This window comes from Corynebacterium sp. NML140438 (genome assembly GCF_001875725.1).
In the GTDB taxonomy this organism is placed as follows: domain Bacteria; phylum Actinomycetota; class Actinomycetes; order Mycobacteriales; family Mycobacteriaceae; genus Corynebacterium.
Window position 1 is genome coordinate 204,983 of record NZ_MLCQ01000029.1, and the last position, 18,918, is coordinate 223,900.

General features: G+C 64.4%; 18 protein-coding genes. 5 read left to right on the forward strand and 13 right to left on the reverse strand.

From position 1 onward, the window contains the following. Window positions 1-46: 46 nt before the first annotated feature. Window positions 47-640, forward strand: a complete 594-nt coding sequence (locus BJP08_RS09530; protein WP_177221752.1) for a hypothetical protein — start codon at window positions 47-49, stop codon at window positions 638-640. A gap of 13 nt (window positions 641-653) precedes the next feature. On the opposite strand, the gene BJP08_RS09535 is transcribed toward BJP08_RS09530, so the two are convergent. After that, window positions 654-2,198, reverse strand: a complete 1,545-nt coding sequence (locus BJP08_RS09535; protein WP_071569355.1) for a DNA polymerase Y family protein — start codon at window positions 2,196-2,198, stop codon at window positions 654-656. Beyond that, window positions 2,195-2,908 (reverse strand): hypothetical protein, encoded by a 714-nt coding sequence (locus BJP08_RS09540; RefSeq protein ID WP_071569583.1) that lies wholly within the window; start codon window positions 2,906-2,908, stop codon window positions 2,195-2,197. The genes BJP08_RS09535 and BJP08_RS09540 overlap by 4 nt, the downstream gene beginning before the upstream one ends. Window positions 2,909-3,014: 106 nt before the next feature. Here BJP08_RS09540 and BJP08_RS09545 point away from each other — a divergent pair, with 106 nt between their 5' ends. Next, window positions 3,015-3,458, forward strand: coding sequence for a hypothetical protein (locus BJP08_RS09545; RefSeq protein ID WP_071569356.1), 444 nt, complete (start codon window positions 3,015-3,017; stop codon window positions 3,456-3,458). Here BJP08_RS09545 and BJP08_RS09550 read toward each other — a convergent pair. After that, on the reverse strand, window positions 3,455-3,961 hold the full coding sequence (locus tag BJP08_RS09550) for a hypothetical protein (protein ID WP_143110092.1): 507 nt from the start codon (window positions 3,959-3,961) through the stop codon (window positions 3,455-3,457). The genes BJP08_RS09545 and BJP08_RS09550 overlap by 4 nt on opposite strands. A 375-nt stretch (window positions 3,962-4,336) precedes the next feature. Here BJP08_RS09550 and BJP08_RS09555 point away from each other — a divergent pair, with 375 nt between their 5' ends. Further along, window positions 4,337-6,232 carry an FAD/NAD(P)-binding domain-containing protein gene (locus BJP08_RS09555; RefSeq protein ID WP_071569358.1) on the forward strand — a complete coding sequence of 632 codons (1,896 nt, stop codon included), beginning with the start codon at window positions 4,337-4,339 and terminating at the stop codon, window positions 6,230-6,232. Here BJP08_RS09555 and BJP08_RS09560 read toward each other — a convergent pair. Beyond that, window positions 6,229-6,852 carry a response regulator transcription factor gene (locus tag BJP08_RS09560; protein ID WP_071569359.1) on the reverse strand — a complete coding sequence of 208 codons (624 nt, stop codon included), beginning with the start codon at window positions 6,850-6,852 and terminating at the stop codon, window positions 6,229-6,231. The genes BJP08_RS09555 and BJP08_RS09560 overlap by 4 nt on opposite strands. Beyond that, window positions 6,849-7,976: a PspC domain-containing protein gene (locus tag BJP08_RS09565; RefSeq protein WP_071569360.1), complete on the reverse strand. Its 1,128-nt coding sequence runs from the start codon at window positions 7,974-7,976 to the stop codon at window positions 6,849-6,851. The genes BJP08_RS09560 and BJP08_RS09565 overlap by 4 nt, the downstream gene beginning before the upstream one ends. Before the next feature lie 111 nt (window positions 7,977-8,087). On the opposite strand from BJP08_RS09565, the gene BJP08_RS09570 reads away from it, so the two are divergent. Further along, window positions 8,088-9,134, forward strand: coding sequence for a PspC domain-containing protein (locus tag BJP08_RS09570; RefSeq protein ID WP_071569361.1), 1,047 nt, complete (start codon window positions 8,088-8,090; stop codon window positions 9,132-9,134). A gap of 9 nt (window positions 9,135-9,143) precedes the next feature. Here the strand turns inward: BJP08_RS09570 and guaA are convergent, their stop codons facing one another. The 4 genes from guaA to guaB all read right to left on the reverse strand — a co-directional run bounded on the left by guaA (window position 9,144) and on the right by guaB (window position 14,858). After that, the gene (gene guaA / locus BJP08_RS09575) at window positions 9,144-10,697 is read right to left on the reverse strand and encodes a glutamine-hydrolyzing GMP synthase (protein ID WP_083428503.1); all 1,554 of its coding nucleotides are present in this window, start codon (window positions 10,695-10,697) and stop codon (window positions 9,144-9,146) included. Window positions 10,698-10,827: 130 nt separating this feature from the next. Beyond that, window positions 10,828-12,120 (reverse strand): PAS domain-containing protein, encoded by a 1,293-nt coding sequence (locus BJP08_RS09580; RefSeq protein ID WP_071569363.1) that lies wholly within the window; start codon window positions 12,118-12,120, stop codon window positions 10,828-10,830. 24 nt (window positions 12,121-12,144) lie between these two features. Then, window positions 12,145-13,299: a GuaB3 family IMP dehydrogenase-related protein gene (locus BJP08_RS09585; RefSeq protein ID WP_071569364.1), complete on the reverse strand. Its 1,155-nt coding sequence runs from the start codon at window positions 13,297-13,299 to the stop codon at window positions 12,145-12,147. A 35-nt stretch (window positions 13,300-13,334) separates the two neighbouring features. Next, the gene (guaB, locus tag BJP08_RS09590; RefSeq protein WP_071569365.1) at window positions 13,335-14,858 is read right to left on the reverse strand and encodes an IMP dehydrogenase; all 1,524 of its coding nucleotides are present in this window, start codon (window positions 14,856-14,858) and stop codon (window positions 13,335-13,337) included. A 104-nt stretch (window positions 14,859-14,962) separates the two neighbouring features. On the opposite strand from guaB, the gene BJP08_RS09595 reads away from it, so the two are divergent. Beyond that, the gene (locus tag BJP08_RS09595; RefSeq protein WP_071569366.1) at window positions 14,963-15,385 is read left to right on the forward strand and encodes a DUF5319 domain-containing protein; all 423 of its coding nucleotides are present in this window, start codon (window positions 14,963-14,965) and stop codon (window positions 15,383-15,385) included. On the opposite strand, the gene BJP08_RS09600 is transcribed toward BJP08_RS09595, so the two are convergent. From BJP08_RS09600 to groES, 4 genes are all read right to left on the reverse strand, one after another. Next, entirely contained in the window at window positions 15,382-16,140 is a 759-nt protein-coding gene (locus BJP08_RS09600; protein WP_071569367.1) for a hypothetical protein, read from the reverse strand. The two genes, BJP08_RS09595 and BJP08_RS09600, sit on opposite strands and share 4 nt — an antisense overlap. Continuing rightward, complete coding sequence (locus BJP08_RS09605; RefSeq protein ID WP_071569368.1) at window positions 16,137-16,721, reverse strand: sigma-70 family RNA polymerase sigma factor; 585 nt, start codon at window positions 16,719-16,721, stop codon at window positions 16,137-16,139. Before BJP08_RS09605 ends, BJP08_RS09600 begins: the two co-directional genes overlap by 4 nt. A 139-nt stretch (window positions 16,722-16,860) precedes the next feature. Then, window positions 16,861-18,471: a chaperonin GroEL gene (gene groL / locus BJP08_RS09610; protein WP_071569369.1), complete on the reverse strand. Its 1,611-nt coding sequence runs from the start codon at window positions 18,469-18,471 to the stop codon at window positions 16,861-16,863. Window positions 18,472-18,492: 21 nt separating this feature from the next. Continuing rightward, the gene (gene groES / locus BJP08_RS09615) at window positions 18,493-18,792 is read right to left on the reverse strand and encodes a co-chaperone GroES (RefSeq protein WP_071569370.1); all 300 of its coding nucleotides are present in this window, start codon (window positions 18,790-18,792) and stop codon (window positions 18,493-18,495) included. Window positions 18,793-18,918: the final 126 nt, after the last annotated feature.

An 18,918-nucleotide genomic window follows, 5' to 3' on the forward strand; every position in this document is an offset into this window, starting at 1 on the left:
TGTTCTGCTTTGCTCTTCGAGAATCGTTCTGGCTACGGTGATTTGCGTGTTTCCTTTACCGAAGTTCGCCGTTGCAGCGCTGACCCCGTGTGTTGCCGGCGCTGTGCTCGCCGGGTGCGTGGCCTCTCCTGCCCAGGACCAGGCCGCGACCCGCGTCGGCTCGGTACACGCTGCACCGTCGTCGACGCAGCTTCGGCCTCTCGGTACCGCGAACGCGAGCCCGAAAACCCAGCGCCCATCCGCGCCTGCGCAGCTTGCGGTGGCAGGCGTTCGTGTGGGCACCCACGAAGGGTTCGACCGTGTGGTCGTAGACCTCGTCGGCGAAGGTGAGCCCGGCTGGTTCGTGGATTACACCTCCACCCCGATGCAGGAAATCACCGGCAAGCCACTGAAGGTGACCGGCAACGCGTTCCTCAACATCAATATCGACGGCACCGTCTACCCTTACGAGCTTGGCCTGGACGCGGACCAGATCAAGGTGGATACCCCGGCAGAAACCGGCAACATTATTGACGTCGTCAACGCTGGCACGTACGAGGGACGCAGCCGCGTGGTCGTGGGCCTGCGTTCTGATCTGCCGTATTCGGTGCAGGTGCTGGAGCATCCGCTGCGCCTGGTTGTTGACATCGTGCAGTCCTAACACACCTAGTGGCCTAGTGGTAGAGCGCCTCGACGCTCCAGCGCTGCCGGTGCCACACCAACAGCCACCCGCGTTGCCCACCGCCTGCCCCCTGCTTGTGCCCGAGCACCTGGAGGCGCGCAAGCTTCAGAGGGTGCGCACCCCACCACCCTTCGTCGACGGGCCACGGGCCTGCCCACGCGGTGACATCGTAGCTGCGCCTGCCCCACACCAACGTGGCCGGCTGGCCGCTGAGTAGGACTTCGGCGTTGAGAAGCACCGGCTGGCCTGTGCTATCCAGTAGCTTCACTCGAGATGACGGATGCTCGATCCCACCGCCAAGCCGAGCTGGAAGTGGTGACGGGAGAGCGCCGACGAACTTCCCGCGGTCCTGTGGTGGCACCTCCCCGTAGGGAACCAGGCGGATACGTTCGGCCACACCGCGCCCTCCGACCGCGACCGGCTGCAGCACCGCCTCCATCCCGAGTTGGGATTGCACCCGCTCAATCACGCGACGCGCCCCCTCGTCCGACGCCCCGTCGGACCACAACTCCCCCACTACGTCGGGCTGCGCAAGCTCCAGCGGTTCCAACAGCAACGAGGCGATCGGCCCGCTGCCTCCGTTGGTGAGCCATCCATCAAGTTGCCAGCGCACCCGATCGGCAGTGCCGGCCTCCGTCAGCGCTTCCCGTGTGCGCCACACACGCTCGACTCGGGTGGCGTCGGAAAGCTCGGCGGAGATCTTCAGCCGCAGGCAGTGCACCCCAGCACCCTTGAGGCGCTGGTGCAGCCTGGCCGCGAGCGCGCGGGCGGCAAATGCGGCGGCGTCGACGCGCTCGATTGGTTCCTCCGGTGTCATCTCCACGGCGAAGTCTTCCACGGGCAGCTCCGGGGCGACGCGCCGGTCCGGGGCCGCGCTGGCGATCCGGTGCAGGTGGATGCCCGCGACCCCGAAGCGCGTCATCACTGCGGAGGCCGGCAGCCGCGCGAGCTGCCCCAACGTCTGGATACCAAGTTGGCCCAGAGTACGGACGGTTTCCGGGTCCGCGCTGAGCGCTGCCTCTGCCGTGAGCACCCGAAGTGGCTGCGCCGAGAGAAACTGCACCGATCCCCCTTCAGCCACCATGTGTGAGCTCCGGGTAGCGATTACTGCGGTGGCGATCTCATCCGCGGCCCCTGCCATGACGTCGATGCCGTGGCGGGCAGCGGCATCGATCAGCATCTCAAGTGCGGTGTCCTCGTTACCGTGGAACTTCCCCGCCGCGGCGAGGTCGGCGACCACCAGGCCGGGGCGCAGCACCTCCACGGAGGCAGCGACGTCGTCCAGGGAGCCTGCGAGCGCGCTGAACGTGCGGCCGTCGCGCTCCGGGTTGTCCTCTACCACTGTCAACTCCGGCGCGACGGCCTGCGCGTTACGCACCCGCATCCCGCGACGTACCCCGGCGCGCCGCGCCTCCTGCGAACAAACCTTGATGCGGTGCTGCACCGCGATCGCGATCGGTTCTTCCAGCGTGTCCTCGGCTTCGAGCTTGGCTGCTTGTACCGGCCAGTCCGGGAACCAAAGTGCAGCAACCCTCATGAGGGCACCGCCTTCAGGCGTGTGACACCGCCCGTCGCGGACCCAAGCGTCAGTAATGCTGGTGGCCGCTTCCAGCCTTTCGCGTGCGCGGACACCTCAAGGTCAATGCCTGCGATGCACCCCCGGCCACGCCCGATGCCGTGGAATCTAGCGATGTCCGCGCTCATGCGCAGTGCTGGCGAAGGTACCGCCACGTTCACGCACAGCATCGCCGCTCCCCCTGCGCGCACACGTGCGAGGAGTGGGCGGGCCTGGGCAGGCGTGAACTGGATTTCGCTTCGGGCGTGCAGCACCACCACATCCAGCCCCTCGGCGAGTACTCCCGCGGCGTGCACTGCGTCCAGCCCCGGCTCCGGGACTGCGACTGTCCTGCGTAGCGCTTGCGCTGAAAGTTCCGCGTAGGACAGCTCCGGCCATCCCACCACGCCCACGTATCCGCCGGCCTCCGTGACCTGCCGGAGGATCTCCACGATGAGCGAGGGCGTATCGCTCACCTGCGTGACCTGCCGCCGTGGCAAACCTCCGTTCGGAAGCACATTCGCTAACTCACCACCCAACGGAACAACACCTTCGCCCCCGATTTGCTCCTGCGCGGCACCGCCGTCAAGCTCGGCTAATTGCGCGCGAAGCTGCGCGATCTGCTCAGCCTTACTGAGCTGCCCGCCACCGTCCGGGGCGAGCTCACGCAAGCGAATAGGTGTTCCATTCATGTCTGCAAGTATGCAACGCGCCCCCGACACGAGCAACAGCAAAGGTCGAACAGGATTTCGAATTCCTGTGCCGCAAAGCGGGTCCTCATGCGGTACGCTCTGCCCTATGTATTACGCAGACTTCCGCAACCGCGTCACCCCAATTCCCACGCCACCTGCTGTGCGGGCGGTGGCGGCGGGGTGCGTAGCGGCGTCGATAAGCGTGATGGCGGCGCCGCTGCCCGCAGCCGTGAAAGTCGGTGTTGCTCTCGCGGCGGTGCTTATCGCCCGTGCGACTACCCGGGCGCACCCGTACCGCAAGGCTATGGCCGAGTTTGCGCGCAGCCGCAACGTCTCGCAGGTGCCGTCGCTGAGCATGGTGGTGCCGCTGATGCTGTGGTGGCTCGCAATCATGCTGTGCCCGCTGATCGCGCCGCTGCCCGGCTGGGGGTTGGCGCTACTTGCGGGCGGACTGTTTGTAGCGGCGTGGGTGCTCATGCCGCACGTCGACGGCACGCGGCGCCTCGCATACGCACCCCCAGCACCCGCAGCGCCTACGACAAAGCGCTAGCGGTAGCGCTTCGGCACGTCAGCCGCACCCAGGCTGAGCATGAGGCAGTTTGCCCAGTTAAAGAACGCCGCCGAGTTCACCAGGTCGAGAATCTCGAGCTCGCCACAGCCGACCTCGCGCAGCGCTGCGACGTGCTGCCGCGAGAACGCGATCGGGGTGTGCGTGAGCGCCACGGCGGCGTCGCGCACGAGCAGCCGGAAACACTTCATGCCGACCCTCTCGGGTTTGAGCAGCGCGTCGCAGTGTTCTTCGGTGAACTCGGACTTCTCCTCGCGCGCCAACCTAGGGAGTGCGCGCCCGCACCACCTACACGAACGGGCTGGGGCGACCACGTCGATCCAGCCGAACCCAAAGGACACAAGCCGCAACAGAACGATCGAGATCCACAATCCTGGCAGCGACACCATCAGCGAGAACAGCGGCTTGTCGACACCCATCTCGGAGCAGTTCTTCCCAATCCCCACTTGGCCAAACTCCAGGGCGGGGCCGGTATAGCATGCCATCACACCGGCGGGCGTCAGGGATAAAACAGAAAGAACGCGACGGCGCAGGTCAGCAGCAGTAGAATGAGCGCTTGGCCTACCCGTTTGACGATGCACAGCAAGGCGTATTGCCTTCCTGGAGGTAGGCGCCGTACAGCACACGCGCGAGCTCAGCGCGTAGGCCCACGGCTCTTCAAGCAGTGACAGCGTATAGGTATGTTCGGCGACGTAGTCCTGGACGGATCCTACCGCGCAGACCCGGCCTGCGTTCAACGTTTGTGGTTCACTGTTCTCCCTTCAATGAGCGATAACGCTAACACGGATTAGACGGAGCGGTCCCATGGGCCTAGACTAAGCAGTCTAAACGGTCGCTGTCGCAACAGGAAGGAACACACAGTGCAGCCAGCAATCGCCATCGTCGGCGCAGGTCCACGCGGCATTTCCATCATCGAACGCATCGCCGCCACGCTCAACGAATCTAATTCCAACCAACCTCTGACAATCCACCTCATCGACGACGCCCAGCACGGCGCCGGGCGCGTCTGGGACACCGCACAGACCCACACGCTGTGCATGAACACGCTGGCCGGCGCCGTCACCCTCTTCACCGAACCCGGCTCGACCGTCAGCGCCCCCGCACTCGAGGGGCCCACCATGTACGAGTGGATTCAGCTCCTGCGCGGCGAGCGCGGCGCCGTGTCCGCCACCAAGCAATCGCTTTTCGACGCCCACCCGACCCCCGACCACGTCACCGCCGACTTCGGCGCGGAGCTGGCTGCCACCCGCCCGGAGTCCAACCCCTCACGTGCGCTGTACGGCGAATACCTCCACTGGGTCCTCACGGTCGCGTTGGCGCAGCTCCCCGAGCACGTGACGGTTACCAATCACCACTCGCGCGCGCAGCAGATCACCGCCGAAGACGGGCGTGACACCATCACGCTTGAGGACAGCACCACCATCCACGCCGACGCCACCGTGCTCGCCACCGGCTGGGTCGTCCCAGAGCACCCGGTAGCTTTCCGCGGGCACTGGATCCAACCAGGCAACCCGGTGGAACAGGACGTCGATACGCTGGTCGCTGGCGAAACCGCAATCGTGCGCGGGCTTGGCATGGGCTTTTTCGACCTCATGGCACTGAGCACCATCAACCGCGGCGGCCGCTTCGTGCCCGCCGACACCCGCTCCGGCCTGCGCTACGAGCCCAGCGGCGCCGAGCCTCACCTCGTGGTCACCTCGGGGCGCGGCTACCCCTACCTGCCGAAATCCGAGTACCACACGCTGCCGCCCAAGGCCGACCTCTCGCGGCTGCGCGCCGCGATCAAGCAGCACAGCGGCGCCACCACGATAAGCTTCGGCGAGCAGCTCTGGCCCGCACTCATCCGCGACTCCTACGCCGCCTACTACACCACGCTTGCGCGCGTGCGCCCCGACGCCCTGCGCATCCCACTTGCGGACATCATCGCGCGCATCGACGCCACACCACTGGCGGACGCCGCCACCCGCACCAGCCTCCTGCCCTGCGCCCGCGCGCTCAACGAATCCCTTGCCAACGCCACCACCGAGCCCTTCGACATCTCCTACTGGATCGACCCCCTCGCCGGGTGCGACGGCCTCGACACCGAAAGCCTGAACTGCGTCATCGCCGACGCCTTGGCCCGCGACATCGCCGAGGCCGTCGCCGCCCACGACTCCCCCATCAAGTCCGCCCTGTGGGTGATCTCCGCAGGCCGCAAACCCACCGCCATCGCCGTCGAGAACGGCCGCGGCACCCCGAAGGACCAGCGCGGCGCGCTCTCCGACTACATGGCGTTCGGACAGATGGTCGGCTCGGGCCCGCCGCTCTTCCGCTCCCGCGAGCTCCTCGCTCTTATCGACGCCGGCCTGGTCACCCTGCTGGGCCCAGCCCCAACCGTCACGCAGTCGGGCACCGCGTTCACCGCCACCAGCGCCGAGCGCACCGTCACCGCGGACACCCTCGCGGACGCCTTCCTGCCGTCCCCCAACATCACCCGCGCAGCCGACCCACTGACCGCGTCTCTGCTGGAAGGCGAGCGTATCCGCCCATTCGCGCCCTTCGGCACGCCCACCGGCTCCCCCGAAACCGACGCGGACACCCGCCGCATCATCCACCCCGACAGCACCCTGGACCCGCGCCTGCACATCGTCGGCATCCCCACCGGCAAGCAGTGGGCAGACACCACCATCTCCCCAATGCCCGGCACCGACCCGCGCATGCTGCAGGAAACAGACAAGACCGCACGGTCGCTGCTACGGCAGGCGGGCGTACGCTAGCCCAGGTCGCGCGCAACCGCCCACCGGGTCAACTGGTGGCGGTTCGAGGTCTGCGTTTTGCGCAAAATATTCGACGCGTGCGTCTCCACCGTCTTCACAGAAATGAACAGGCGCTGCGCGATCTCCTTGTACGTGTAGCCACGCGCCAGCAGCCGCAGCACCTCAAGCTCACGCTTGGTGAGCGAGTCCACCGCCGGGTCGTCCTCCTCGACGACCGGCCCGCTCGCAAACGCGTCAAGCACGAACCCCGCCAACCGCGGCGAGAAGTACGCATCCCCGCCGCGTACCCGCTCTATCGCCTCCGCGAGCTCCCCGCCCGCGATGTTCTTGGTCACGTACCCGCGGGCGCCCGCGCGGATCAGGGCAATGACGTCTTCGGCGGCGTCGGACACGCTGAGCACCAGGTACGCTGGGCCGGGTGCGCGCTTCAGCACTGCGAGGCCGCCGCCGTCGGGCATGTGGACGTCGAGAAGCACGACGTCGGGCTGTGTCTGCTCGATCCCCCGCACCGCCTCGGCGACCGTCCCGGCCTCACCGACGATCTCCACCGATTCCTGCAGCTCGGCCTTCACCCCAGCGCGGAACACGGAGTGGTCATCCACCAGAAACACGCGAGTCATAGGTCCAACGCTAGTTCAATCTCGGTGCCACTGCGTTCCGACGACACCACGTGCACCTCTCCCCCGACCCGCTCCACGCGGCCCACGATGGAGTCCCGCAGACCGTGCCGGTCAGCGGGCACCGCCTCGGGGTCGAAGCCGCTGCCACGATCCCGCACGAACACGGTGAGCCTGCCAGCGAGGTGCTCCGCGTAGACATCGACCGTGTCCACGCCGGCGTGCTTCGCCGCGTTGACCATCGCCTCCCTAGCTGCGAGCACGACCGCCTCTGCGCGCTCGTCGAAGGGAATGTCCTCGCCCACCGTGACGGGTTGAATCACGACCCCGTACGCGTCCTCCACCTCGCCTGCAGCCTTGCGCAACGCGGCGAAGGTGGTGGTGTGGTTAGACACGGTGTCGTCGAACAGCCAGGCGCGCAGCTCACGCTCCTGGCCACGGGCAAGCCGAACCACCTCGTCCGGGTCACCGGCCTGCCGCTGGATGAGCGCCAGCGTCTGCAGCACCGAATCATGCAAGCGGGAGGCGATCTCCGCACGCTGGTCCGCCACCGCCTTCTGCTCATGCTCCGCGACGAGCGAGTTCGCCAGCTTCGTGATCAGCGGCACCACCAGCACCGCCACCCCCAGCACCGTCACCAGCACAGAGACCACCACCCCGGCGACCCCACTGCTTTCCCCCATGAGTGCGAGCGCCAGCACCCCGCCCATCACCAGCAGCGCACCCAGCGCCATCGCCGCCATGTTCTTCCACGAAGACGTACCACGGTCGTAGGCCTGCAGCGCGATGACCGCACCCACAATGAGCACGCCAACCACGAACAGCACGGCGGATCCAACGCCCGAGGAGCCCTGCAAGGACAGCAGCGCGCCTGCAAACCCCACCAGCACAAGGAACACATCCAGCGCGCCAGGACGCTGCCGGGACTCAGTGTTCTCCGCAACCGGGGTGAACATCCACAAGCCCGGGTACAGCAACGCCCCCAGCCCACCGGCGAAGCTTGCGACAACAAAAAACAGCCGCACCCACCTCACGTCCACTCCGAGGTGGCCAGCCACACCAGAGGCCACACCAGCAATAACCCGGCGGGAAGGGTCCCGGGTCAGCCGGGGATACAACGCAGACATGCACTCATCTTTACACGCACAGCTCCTCTGGCACATCGGGGTAAACCCTGAGATCAAAAATCAGGGTCGTTCCCGATACCGCCCGCGGACCCACCACGGGACAATAAAGACATGGAAACAAACACACTGAAGCGCATGTGGGAGACTCGCCCGCCCCGCATCCCAAAGGACCAGGGCGGCAAAGCGGTCATCGGTGGCGTCTGCGAAGGTATCGGCGCCCGCTACCAAATCGACCCAACGCTTGTCCGCGTCATCTTCGTAGCACTTGCACTCATATTTGGTGGTGGCCTCTTCCTCTACCTGCTGTGCTGGATCAACATGCCACGCTTCGGCATGACCCGCAGCCCATGGAACGCAATCACCACGCCGAAAGAACAGCTCACCGAGCCAGAGAAGAAAGACCGCAGCACCGGTTGGTGGCTGCTGCTCGGCCTAGTGGTCTTCTTCCCATCAGTCTCAGCGGCAGGCGATGTCAACGGGGTACTCGTTACGTTCGTGTTGTTCGCGCTCGGGTGGTACCTCGCCCACCAGCGCCAGCCGGAGCCGCCCGCGGGGTTGCTCGTGGTGAAGCCTGAGGAGGCGTCGAAACGCGAAGGCCCTACGGTGGATACCTCGCACCTCACCGTGCCGGAGGGCTACGAGCATCCTGGCACGCCACCGGCGTGGGACCCACTCGGCGCGGCGCCCGGGCTGTGGCACCTGCCTGAGCCAACCGAGCCAGCACCGGAGCAGCCGAAGAAAAAGACACGCCTGTGGCTATGGCTGCCCCTGGCTGTCATCCTCTTCTGTCTCCTGTTCATCACCGGTATTGCGGGCCCCCGGTTCGATAGCAAAGTGGACAGCCGAATTGGCGAGATACATCACACATTCGAGGACGCGAATTCAATCCCTGACTTCAGCAACCTCGTTGGAGAAACCACCATCGACCTGTCGAACCTCGCGCCACTCGACGAACCCAAGACCATCAACATCAGCAATGGCGTCGGTGAAATCGACATCATCCTGCCGAACAACGTGCCTGTCGACGTCCACTGCGAAGCAACCGTCGGCGAAACTACTTGCCCCCAGGGTAAGCAAAACGCGGACAAGGACGGCGAGCTCCTCACGATCAACGTGAAGCAGCGCGTCGGGTCCGTGTCCGCGTACTTTGCCGAATAAGTCGGCGTATTACTCCCACTCGATGGTGGCCGGCGGCTTGGACGTCACGTCCAGCACCACGCGGTTGACGTCCGCCACCTCGTTGGTGATGCGGGTCGAGATGGCCTCGAGCGTCTCGTACGGAATGCGGACCCAGTCCGCGGTCATAGCGTCCTCGGACGCGACCGGGCGCAGCACGATCGGGTGGCCGTAGGTGCGGCCGTCGCCCTGCACACCCACCGAGCGAACGTCAGCCAGCAGCACGACAGGGCACTGCCAGATCTGCTCATCCAGGTCAGCCTTAGTCAGCTCCTCGCGCGCGATTGCGTCCGCAGCGCGCAGGGTCTCCAGGCGCTCCTCGGTGACCTCACCGATGATGCGGATGCCCAGGCCCGGGCCCGGGAACGGCTGACGGTTCACGATCACCTCGGGCAGGCCCAGCTCGCGGCCGACCGCGCGGACCTCGTCCTTAAACAGCAGTCGCAGTGGCTCGACCAGCTCGAACTCGACGTCGTCCGGCAGGCCGCCCACGTTGTGGTGGCTCTTGATGTTGGCGGTACCAGTGCCACCGCCCGACTCAACTACGTCCGGGTACAGCGTGCCCTGCACCAGGTAATCAACCTTGTGGTCCGACAACACATCGGCCACGGCGCGCTCGAAGGAACGGATGAACTCCGCACCGATCGCCTTGCGCTTCGCCTCCGGCTCGGTCACACCGGCCAGCTTGTCCAGGAAGGCCTTGCGCTCGTCGACAGTCACGAGCTTCGCGCCGGTCGCGGCGACGAAGTCCTTCTCCACCTGCTCGCGCTCACCCTGGCGCAGCAGACCGTGGTCCACAAACACACAGGTCAGACGGTCACCGATTGCGCGCTGCACCAGCGCCGCAGCGACGGCCGAGTCCACACCACCGGACAGTCCGCAGATGGCGTAGCCGTCCCCAACCTGGGTGCGAACTTGCTCAATGAGCTGCTCCGCGATATTGGATGCCGTCCAGTTCTGCTCCAGACCCGCAATCTCCGTGAGGAAGCGTGTCAGCACCTCCTGGCCGTGCGGCGAGTGCATCACCTCCGGGTGGTACTGCACGCCAGCGAACTTGCGCTCCGTATCCTCGAACGCGGCAACCGGGGCACCCTTCGAAGACGCGGTGACCTCGAAGCCCTCCGGGGCCTGCGTCACCGAATCACCGTGGCTCATCCACACTTTGTGCTCCTCCGGCAAACCAGCGTGCAGCACACCACCCTTGACGTTCATCGCCGTGCGGCCGTACTCACGGGCGCCGGTCTTCTCAACCTTGCCACCGAGCGCCCGCGTCATCACCTGGAAGCCGTAGCAGATGCCGAAGATCGGAATCCCCAACTCGAAAATCTCAGGGTCCAGCTGCGGAGCGCCATCCTCATACACGGACGACGGGCCACCGGACAGGACAAGCGCCAGCGGCTGCTTCTCCTTCACCTCCGCAGCGGAGATCGTAGACGGAACGACTTCGGAGAACACGTGTGCCTCACGCACACGACGCGCAATGAGCTGCGCGTACTGCGCACCGAAGTCAACAACAAGAACAGGGCGAGTTTGAGCTGTAGTCACGCACCAAATCTTAACCTACGCAGCACCTAATGTGTACGTGAGCCCGATGGCTGCGTCCTGCGTCCCCCGAAACAACAAAACACCACCCGCCAGGCAGGTGGTGTCTTCAGCGTTACGGCGTTACAACAGACTACTTCAGCAGCGCGCGCAGGTTCTCCAGCGCATCGTGCACCCCGTCAATCGCCGGGTCGGAGCCCAGCTTCTGCGAGGAAGCGTGCAGTCGGTCGATGGAGTTATCCGCAGCCTGGATAGCGCGGTGCACCTGAGCAACAAGCGGTTCGATGTTCTCGACGAACGGCTCCTGCGCCGTTGTTTGGGACCAGCGGCGAATCATCTCGAGCGGCATCTTGGTCAGCTCTGAAATCGAGTTCACCTTCAGATCCACACGGTTCGCCAGGGAGGAGTGCAGGAAGACCGCGTCGTCCATCTGCTTCACGTCCACTTCGAGGGCGTCGAACAGCATGGAGAGCACCTCACCACGGTTCTCCTCGAGGGAGAAGATCGCGGTCTGCGCCGTGTGCAGGCGCGCCAGCGCAATCGCCATGCGCGCGGTCGCAGCCTTCTTTGCCAACTCACCAGCGACCTCGTTGAGCGACTGCGCGTTCTCGTCGATGATGCCACGCATCGTCGCCCATACCTGGAGCGGTGCGAGTAGCAGCGTACGGGCAGCGCCCTCCGCCATGACGTTTTCCATCTCGCCCTTCACGCTGTTGGTCAAAGCGTTTTCTTCCACCAAAGTCTGGCTGGCCTTTGCCAGTTCTTCAGCGGCTTCCTTGATGGACGACTGGATTTCCATGAAGCGGTCCAGCTCGCGGTAGAGACGCTTGGTGGCCTCGTACACCTCGCCGGTGCCCTCTGGGAGGTCGAAGCCTGCTTCCTCGCGCGCCAGCACCTCGGCCGGTAGCGCTTCGGCAACGAAGGCGTCGTAGTCGGGAACGAGTTCCTGCAGCTTGGCCAGGCCAAGCTCGGCGCGGCGACGACGACCAACACCCTCGTGGCGCGCCTTCCACTCGACGTCGTTTACCGCCTGGTACACATCGCCGACGACCTTGAACAGGTCAGTCATCGGGCGGGTACGCACCGAGAGATAATCGCCGTTTGGCAGAGGCGTCACGGTAGCAAACACGTCGTACGCGGAACCGCTCTTTGCACGGTTGCGAACATAGCCTGCGAACGGTCGGCCGTCCTCAATGACGTCCCACATCAACTTGAACGCGCCACCAGGCATCTCAATATGGCGAATGAGATTGTGCGGCTTCCCGATCATCTCAACTTCGGGATATTGGGCGTAGTGGATGAAGACCTCATTGACATGGGTCATAATGCCCTTGCTGTCCGTCACCGAGAAGAAGATGTGGTCAACATCGACCTCATGGTGCGGGCCGTCTGGGGCATCTCGTTTAATAACTACTTCGTAGGCCATATTCGATATATTAGGTCAATCTGTTTACGGGCGGACGGTCACGTCGACCTTTTGGAACGACTTGAGATCAGTGTACCCACATTTCGCCATAATACGGCGCAAACCACCCACTAAGTTGGTGGCGGCGCCAGAATCGCTCGATGGGCCAAACAAAATCTCAGACAACGGGAGGCGCTCGCCCAGCCCCCAGTTGGCGACCTCGCCGCGCGGGAAACGCGGGTGTGCAGAGGCCGGCTCCCAGTATGCGCCACCAGCGGCGGCCTCGTTCGCCTTCGCAAGCAGGTCACCGACCATGACGGCGTCTGCCCCCATGGCGAGTGCCAGCGCGATGTCCCCGGCGTTCGACGGTGCCGAGTCCGCGATGACGTGGACGTAGCGGCCGCCGGTCTCGTCCAAGTAGTCGCGGCGCGCCGCCGCCACGTCAGCAATCGCGGTTGCGAGAGGAACGTCCAGGGCCAGGCCAGAGGAGGACCGTCCCGAGCCGACAATCACGCCGGCTGCGCCAGCACGCATCAGGTGTGTGGCCGTCGTGTAGTCGAACACGCCGCCTGCGATAACTGGGACGTCGAGGGAACCGATGAACTCCTTTAAGTTCAGCGGTTCCCCACCGGGCTGCACGTGCTCGGCGGAAATCAACGTGCCCTGCACGAACAGGATCTCCGCGCCGGCCTTGATCACTGCCGGGGCAAGCTCGCGCACGTTCTGCGGGCTCACGCGCACGGCGACGGTCGCGCCCGACGCACGGACCTGCGCGATGCGCTCACTCAACACGTCGAGGTCGATTGGCGCCTGATGGAGCTTCTGCAGCGTCGCCGTAGCCTTGGCAATCTTGCTAGGAATCTCGTGGTAGTTCTCCGGTTCGAGGTCCTTGGGGGTTGGCGCCTGACCACAAACCTCGTTGATCGCCTCCTCGAAGTTCGCGTGGCGGCCCAGAATGCCCTCGGCGTTCAGTACCGCCAGCCCGCCCTGCTTACCCATCTCGATGGCGAACTCAGGGCTCGCCAGGGCATCGGTCGGGTGGGAAACGAGCGGCATGTCAAAGGAGTAGGCGTCGATGTGCCACTCGGTGTTGACGTCCTTCGACGAGCGGGTGCGCCGCGTCGGGACCAGGGTTAGATCATCAAGGTCGTAGGCCTTGCGGGCCTCGCGCCCGATGCCAATTTCTACATATTCACGCATGTCAGGTTCTCTCCTTCAGGAGCAGTCAGAAAAGATTAGTTTTTGTAGTTCGGCGCTGCAACCGTTTGCGTGATGTCATGCGGGTGCGATTCGCGCAAGCCAGCCGTGGTGATCTGGACGAACTGCTTCGTCTGCAGCTCAGCGATCGAGGCGGAGCCGGTGTAGCCCATCGCGGCACGCAGGCCACCGACGATCTGGTGGGTGATGGCGTCGATATCTCCGCGGAACGGAACGCGGCCCTCGATGCCTTCCGGCACCAGCTTGTCCTCGCTCGTGACGTCGGCCTGGAAGTAGCGGTCCTTGGAGAAGGAACGCTTCTCGCCGGTCAGGCCACGGCCCTGCATCGCGCCCATGGAGCCCATGCCGCGGTAGCGCTTGTACTGCTTGCCGCCGACGACTACGACGTCGCCTGGCGCCTCAGTGGTGCCCGCAAGCATGGAGCCGAGCATGACGGTCGATGCGCCAGCCGCGAGCGCCTTCGCGACGTCGCCGGAGAACTGCATACCACCGTCCGCGATGATCGGCACACCAGCCTTGTGGGCAGGCACGGAGGCCTCCAAGATGGAAGTAATCTGTGGGGCACCAACACCAGCCACAACGCGCGTGGTGCAGATGGAGCCAGGGCCAATGCCGACCTTGATGGCGTCCGCACCGGCATCGATCATGGCCTGCGCGGCTTCGCGCGTCGCCAGGTTGCCACCAATAACGTCGACGCGGTCGCCGAAGTCCTTCTTCACGCGGGAGACCATCTCAAGCACGCGGTTGTTGTGTGCGTGCGCGGAGTCGACGACGAGGGCGTCGACCCCCGCCTCGACGAGCAGCGCAGCACGCTCGTAGGACTCCTCGCCAGTGCCGATGCCCGCAGCAACGAGCAGGCGACCGTTCGAGTCCTTCGACGCGTTCGGGTACTGCTCGCTCTTTACAAAGTCCTTCACCGTGATCAGGCCAACCAGCTTGCCGGTCTTATCGACGATCGGCAGCTTCTCCACCTTGTTCGCCGACAGCAGCGCGAGCGCCTCCTGCTTATCGACGCCCTCATCCGCCACCACGAGCGGCATCGGCGTCATAACCTCTGCAACCTTGCGGTCGAAGTCCGGCTCGAAACGCATGTCGCGGTTCGTGATGATGCCGACGAGGCGCTCGTCTGCATCGATGACCGGCAGGCCCGAAATGTGGAAGCGGCCGCACAGTGCGTCAACGTCACGAATCGTCATGTCCGGAGTGGCGGTCACCGGGTTGGTCACCATGCCGGACTCGGAGCGCTTCACGATGTCCACTTGCTCCGCCTGGTCCTGCGCGCTCAGGTTACGGTGCAGCACACCGATGCCGCCTTGGCGCGCCATCGCGATCGCCATCCTCGACTCCGTGACCGTATCCATCGCGGCCGACGCGATCGGGATACCCAGCTTGATGTTCCGGCTGAACTGCGAGCTCGTGCTCACCTCGGCCGGCACGATGTGTGACTCGGCAGGCAGCAGCAACACATCGTCAAAGGTCAAGCCCCGCAGTGCAATCTTGTGCGGGTCATCCCCACCTGTAAGAACTCGCTCGTTTGCCATTGACAACTTCTCCTTCCGCGCGCGGTGTACCCGACATTGGTTTTCAGCCATGATATAACGTCGCGCGACACGACACACAGACGCGTCGAAAATTCCCAACACACATGGCTAATTGGCCTTGTCACTCCCCACACAATAGGCTGATCGGTGTGAATTACGACGACATGATGCCACTCGACCCGTTCGCGAACGATCCGAACGACCCGGCATCGTTCATCGAGGACGACGAACTGCCGGAGCCCTTAAGCAGCGAGGAGCGACAGGCGATCATTCACGATCTCGCCCACGTCCGCGACGCGCAGCGAATCCTGCGTCCCCGCGGCATCCTCGGAATCTTCTTCATGTGCGAGGATTGCGAGCAGACGCACTACTACGACTGGGACATCATGGAGCAAAACATGATCTCCACGCTTAATCACGCGCTCCCACCCGTCCACGAGCCGAGCGCCAGCCCTGACGTCAACGCCTACGTGACGTGGGACTACGCGCTGGGCTACATGGACGGCATCGAGTCCGCAGGCCGCTAGCGCTGCGGCACAGCCGACGCCGGCGCCTCTGCCGGTTTGGGGGAAGTAGTCACGGCCGACGATTCCGGGGTTGCGTCTTTGGCAGCAGAAGTAGCCGGGCGAGGCTGGCTCGGCTCCGCGCTCGCCGTTGGCTGCGGGGAGGAATGCTGCTCGATGGCAGGCTGCTCCGTCACCACATGCGTCACCGTCACAGGTTCGCGCGGCTCAGGCGTCACCGTGACGGTCACCGTCCGCGTCACCGTGACCTCAGGAATTGTCGACGCCACCGCAGGCTCAGACCCCTGCGTCCTCCTCACATCCATCGCGTTCAGCAGCGCCTTGGCCTGCAGCATCAGTGAGCGTACGGCGTCCTCATTGCCCTCGTCGCTCGCGACTTCCATTTCGTCGAGCGTGCTCGCCAGCTCCATCACCGACGCGCGCTCCCCGAACACTGTTGAGGCCACTGGCCACAGAGGGGAATCGGGCGTCGCGTTGTACAGCATCGTCCCACTGCCTGCGACAATGGCCGTGGCCGCTGCCGCGCCCACAAGCCCACTGAGCCACGGGTTCATCTGCTTCCGCGCAGGCTTCACTACAGGCGCGATATAAGGAGGTGACGGCATCGGACGCTCGACGTCCTCGCGCAGCGCGCTCATCAACCCCAGCAGCGGGTCGGTACCGTCGCTTGGGTCTTCCCCACGTGACACGCGGGTCAGCAAGGCGTCGTCTGCCAACAGCTCATCAAACTGCGGGATGCGGTGAGCATCACGTGTCATTTCGCAGATTCCTCCTCTTCAAGGGCCTCGCGCAAACGAGCCAGAGCGCGGTGCTGTGCGACACGAACCGACCCAGCTGTCCCGCCAACAATCTCTGCTGTTTCTTCCGCCGAAAGGCCAACAAACACGCGAAGAATAATGATATTTCGCGCTTTCTCGTTGAGTACATCGAGCAGCTCGCGCATTTTGTTACTTGCGTCGATATCCAGGGCATACCCTTCGGGGTCGGCCTCCTGCGAGACCCCCTCGGGGATGTCCTCAGTGGGCAACATGCGGTCGCGCGCGTAACTGCGGTGCGCGTCCGTCACCTTGTTGAATGCGATGCCGTACACGAACGCCATGAACGGTTTGCCTTGGTCCCTATAGTTGCCAAGCGCGTTGACCACGGCGAAGCAGACGTCCTGGGTGACGTCTTCTGGTGTCGGGGTGCGCCCACCACCAATGCGAGCGCGAGCATAACGCAGCACGAGCGGGTAAATGAGCGCCACGATGCGCTGCGTCGCCCGGTCGTCACCGGACTGCGCTGCAGGCAGCAACTGCACAAGCTGCGCGTTTACATCATCAGTAGTTGTACTGCTCATACGCGACGCCCGACTCCTTTCCAGTATCGCTCAAGGGTACAGCGGCGAGCGTGCCTTTCCCAAAGCTCGCCCCTCTCCGCGCACGCAAAAGCCCGGACGGCACGTACCCGTCCGGGCTCAACACGTGACAAGCGCTCAGTTAGTGCGCGTGACCGTGTGCGTGCTCCTCAGCTTCCTCCCGCTTGTTCACCACAGATACCTCCGTGGTCAGCACCATGCGGGCAACCGAGCAAGCGTTGACGACGGCGGAGTGCGTCACCTTCACAGGGTCGATGATGCCCTGCTCGACAAGATTGCCGTACTCCAGCGTCGCGGCGTTGAAGCCTTCACCGTTCGGCATCTCGGCGATCTTTGACACAACGACGGAGCCGTCCAGGCCAGCGTTGTCCGCAATCCAGAACGCCGGCTTCACGAGTGCGCGGGCCACCGCCAGCACACCGGTCTTCTGCTCGTCTTCGAAGGACTCCGCAAAGGTCTCCAGCTCGCGTGCGATCTGGACCAGCGCGGAACCACCACCGGCGATGATGCCCTCTTCAACAGCCGCGCGGGCAGCGTTAATAGCGTCCTCGACGCGCAGCTTGCGCTCGTTAACCTCGGTCTCGGTCGCGGCACCAACGCGGATGACGGCGACGCCACCCGACAGCTTCGCCAGGCGCTCCTCCATCTTCTCCTTGTCCCAGGTGGAGTCCGTCGCCTCGATGTCGCGGCGGATCTGGTTGCGGCGCTCCTCGACGTCCTCCGCGGTACCGGCGCCGTCGACAAGCACGGTATCGTCCTTGGTCACGGTGACGCGGCGCACCGAGCCGAGGTCGTCCAGCGTGGCGTCCTTGAGCGCCATGCCGACCTCAGGGTCGATGACGGTCGCGTTGGTCACCACAGCCAGATCGTCCATGAACGCCTTACGACGCTCGCCGAAGTACGGCGACTTCACAGCGACAACCTTCAGGGACTTACGCAGCGTATTCACCACGAGTGTCTGCAGCGGCTCACCGTCGACATCCTCGGCGATGATCAGCAGGGGGACGGAAGCCTCCGCAACCTTTTCCAGCAGAGGCAGAAAGTCCGGCAGCGAAGAAATCTTGTTGCGGACCAGCAGCACGCGGGCATTTTCCAGCACCGCCTGGCCGGCGTCGGGGTCCGTCATAAAGTACGGCGAAAGGAAGCCCTTATCGAAGGACACGCCCTCAGTGACGTCGACGAACGAGTCGATCGTCTGGGACTCTTCGACGGTGACGACGCCGTCCTTACCGACCTTGTCCATCGCACCGGCAACCATCTCGCCGACCTCAGGGTCACGGGAGGAAACGGTGGCGACGTTGGCGATCTCGGCGGAGGAAGAAACCTCCGTCGCGCGCGACTTCAGCTCCTCGATAACTTTCTCTGCCGCAGCCTGGATCCCCTTGTTGAGCTGGATCGGGTTCGCGCCAGCCGCCACGTTGCGCAGCCCCTCCGTGACCAGCGCCTGCGCGAGCAGCGTCGCGGTCGTGGTACCGTCACCGGCGATGTCGTTCGTCTTCACAGCGACGGACTTCACCAGCTGCGCACCGAGGTTCTCGAACGGCTCCTCGAGGTCGATGTCGCGGGCGATCGTCACACCGTCGTTCGTGACGGTCGGGCCACCCCACGACTTCGAAAGCACCACGTTGCGGCCGCGCGGGCCAAGGGTGACCTTGACGGTATCCGCCAGGGTGTCAACACCCTTCTTGATGCCTTCGCGGGCCTCCTGATGAAATGCAATAAGTTTTGCCATTGGTGGCTATGCCCCCTTCAATTACTTTTCGACGACGGCCAGCAGGTCGCGAGCGGAAAGCAGCAGGTACTCCTCACCGTTGTACTTCAGCTCGGTGCCGCCGTAGTTGGAGAAGATCACGGTGTCGCCCTCGTTGACGTCGACAGCAATGCGCTTGCCCTGCTCATCCAAGCGGCCAGGACCAACAGCAATAACAACTGCCTCCTGCGGCTTCTCAGCGGCGGAATCAGGGATAACCAGGCCGGATGCCGTCGTGGTCTCCGCCTCAGCGATCTGTACCAGAACCTTGTCTTCCAGTGGCTTGATGTTGACGTTTGCCATGATCTGAACGCCTTCCTTCAATGTTGTATCTATCAGTTCAGTAGTGTGTGGTTATTCGAAGGCCCAGCCGTCGTCGCGGGTGTACAACTGCGCTCTCAACAACCTTGTTAGCACTCTACCCCTGCG

Excerpts from the sequence above, each read along its gene's own strand:
- BJP08_RS09535 (WP_071569355.1), bottom strand. The coding sequence starts at position 2,198 with ATGAGGGTTGCTGCACTTTGGTTCCCGGACTGGCCGGTACAAGCAGCC.
- BJP08_RS09540 (WP_071569583.1), bottom strand. The coding sequence starts at position 2,908 with ATGAATGGAACACCTATTCGCTTGCGTGAGCTCGCCCCGGACGGTGGC.
- BJP08_RS09545 (WP_071569356.1), top strand. The coding sequence starts at position 3,015 with ATGTATTACGCAGACTTCCGCAACCGCGTCACCCCAATTCCCACGCCA.
- BJP08_RS09550 (WP_143110092.1), bottom strand. The coding sequence starts at position 3,961 with ATGGCATGCTATACCGGCCCCGCCCTGGAGTTTGGCCAAGTGGGGATT.
- BJP08_RS09560 (WP_071569359.1), bottom strand. The coding sequence starts at position 6,852 with ATGACTCGCGTGTTTCTGGTGGATGACCACTCCGTGTTCCGCGCTGGG.
- BJP08_RS09565 (WP_071569360.1), bottom strand. The coding sequence starts at position 7,976 with ATGTCTGCGTTGTATCCCCGGCTGACCCGGGACCCTTCCCGCCGGGTT.
- BJP08_RS09570 (WP_071569361.1), top strand. The coding sequence starts at position 8,088 with ATGGAAACAAACACACTGAAGCGCATGTGGGAGACTCGCCCGCCCCGC.
- BJP08_RS09580 (WP_071569363.1), bottom strand. The coding sequence starts at position 12,120 with ATGGCCTACGAAGTAGTTATTAAACGAGATGCCCCAGACGGCCCGCAC.
- BJP08_RS09585 (WP_071569364.1), bottom strand. The coding sequence starts at position 13,299 with ATGCGTGAATATGTAGAAATTGGCATCGGGCGCGAGGCCCGCAAGGCC.
- guaB (WP_071569365.1), bottom strand. The coding sequence starts at position 14,858 with ATGGCAAACGAGCGAGTTCTTACAGGTGGGGATGACCCGCACAAGATT.
- BJP08_RS09595 (WP_071569366.1), top strand. The coding sequence starts at position 14,963 with ATGGCTAATTGGCCTTGTCACTCCCCACACAATAGGCTGATCGGTGTG.
- BJP08_RS09600 (WP_071569367.1), bottom strand. The coding sequence starts at position 16,140 with ATGACACGTGATGCTCACCGCATCCCGCAGTTTGATGAGCTGTTGGCA.
- BJP08_RS09605 (WP_071569368.1), bottom strand. The coding sequence starts at position 16,721 with ATGAGCAGTACAACTACTGATGATGTAAACGCGCAGCTTGTGCAGTTG.
- groL (WP_071569369.1), bottom strand. The coding sequence starts at position 18,471 with ATGGCAAAACTTATTGCATTTCATCAGGAGGCCCGCGAAGGCATCAAG.
- groES (WP_071569370.1), bottom strand. The coding sequence starts at position 18,792 with ATGGCAAACGTCAACATCAAGCCACTGGAAGACAAGGTTCTGGTACAG.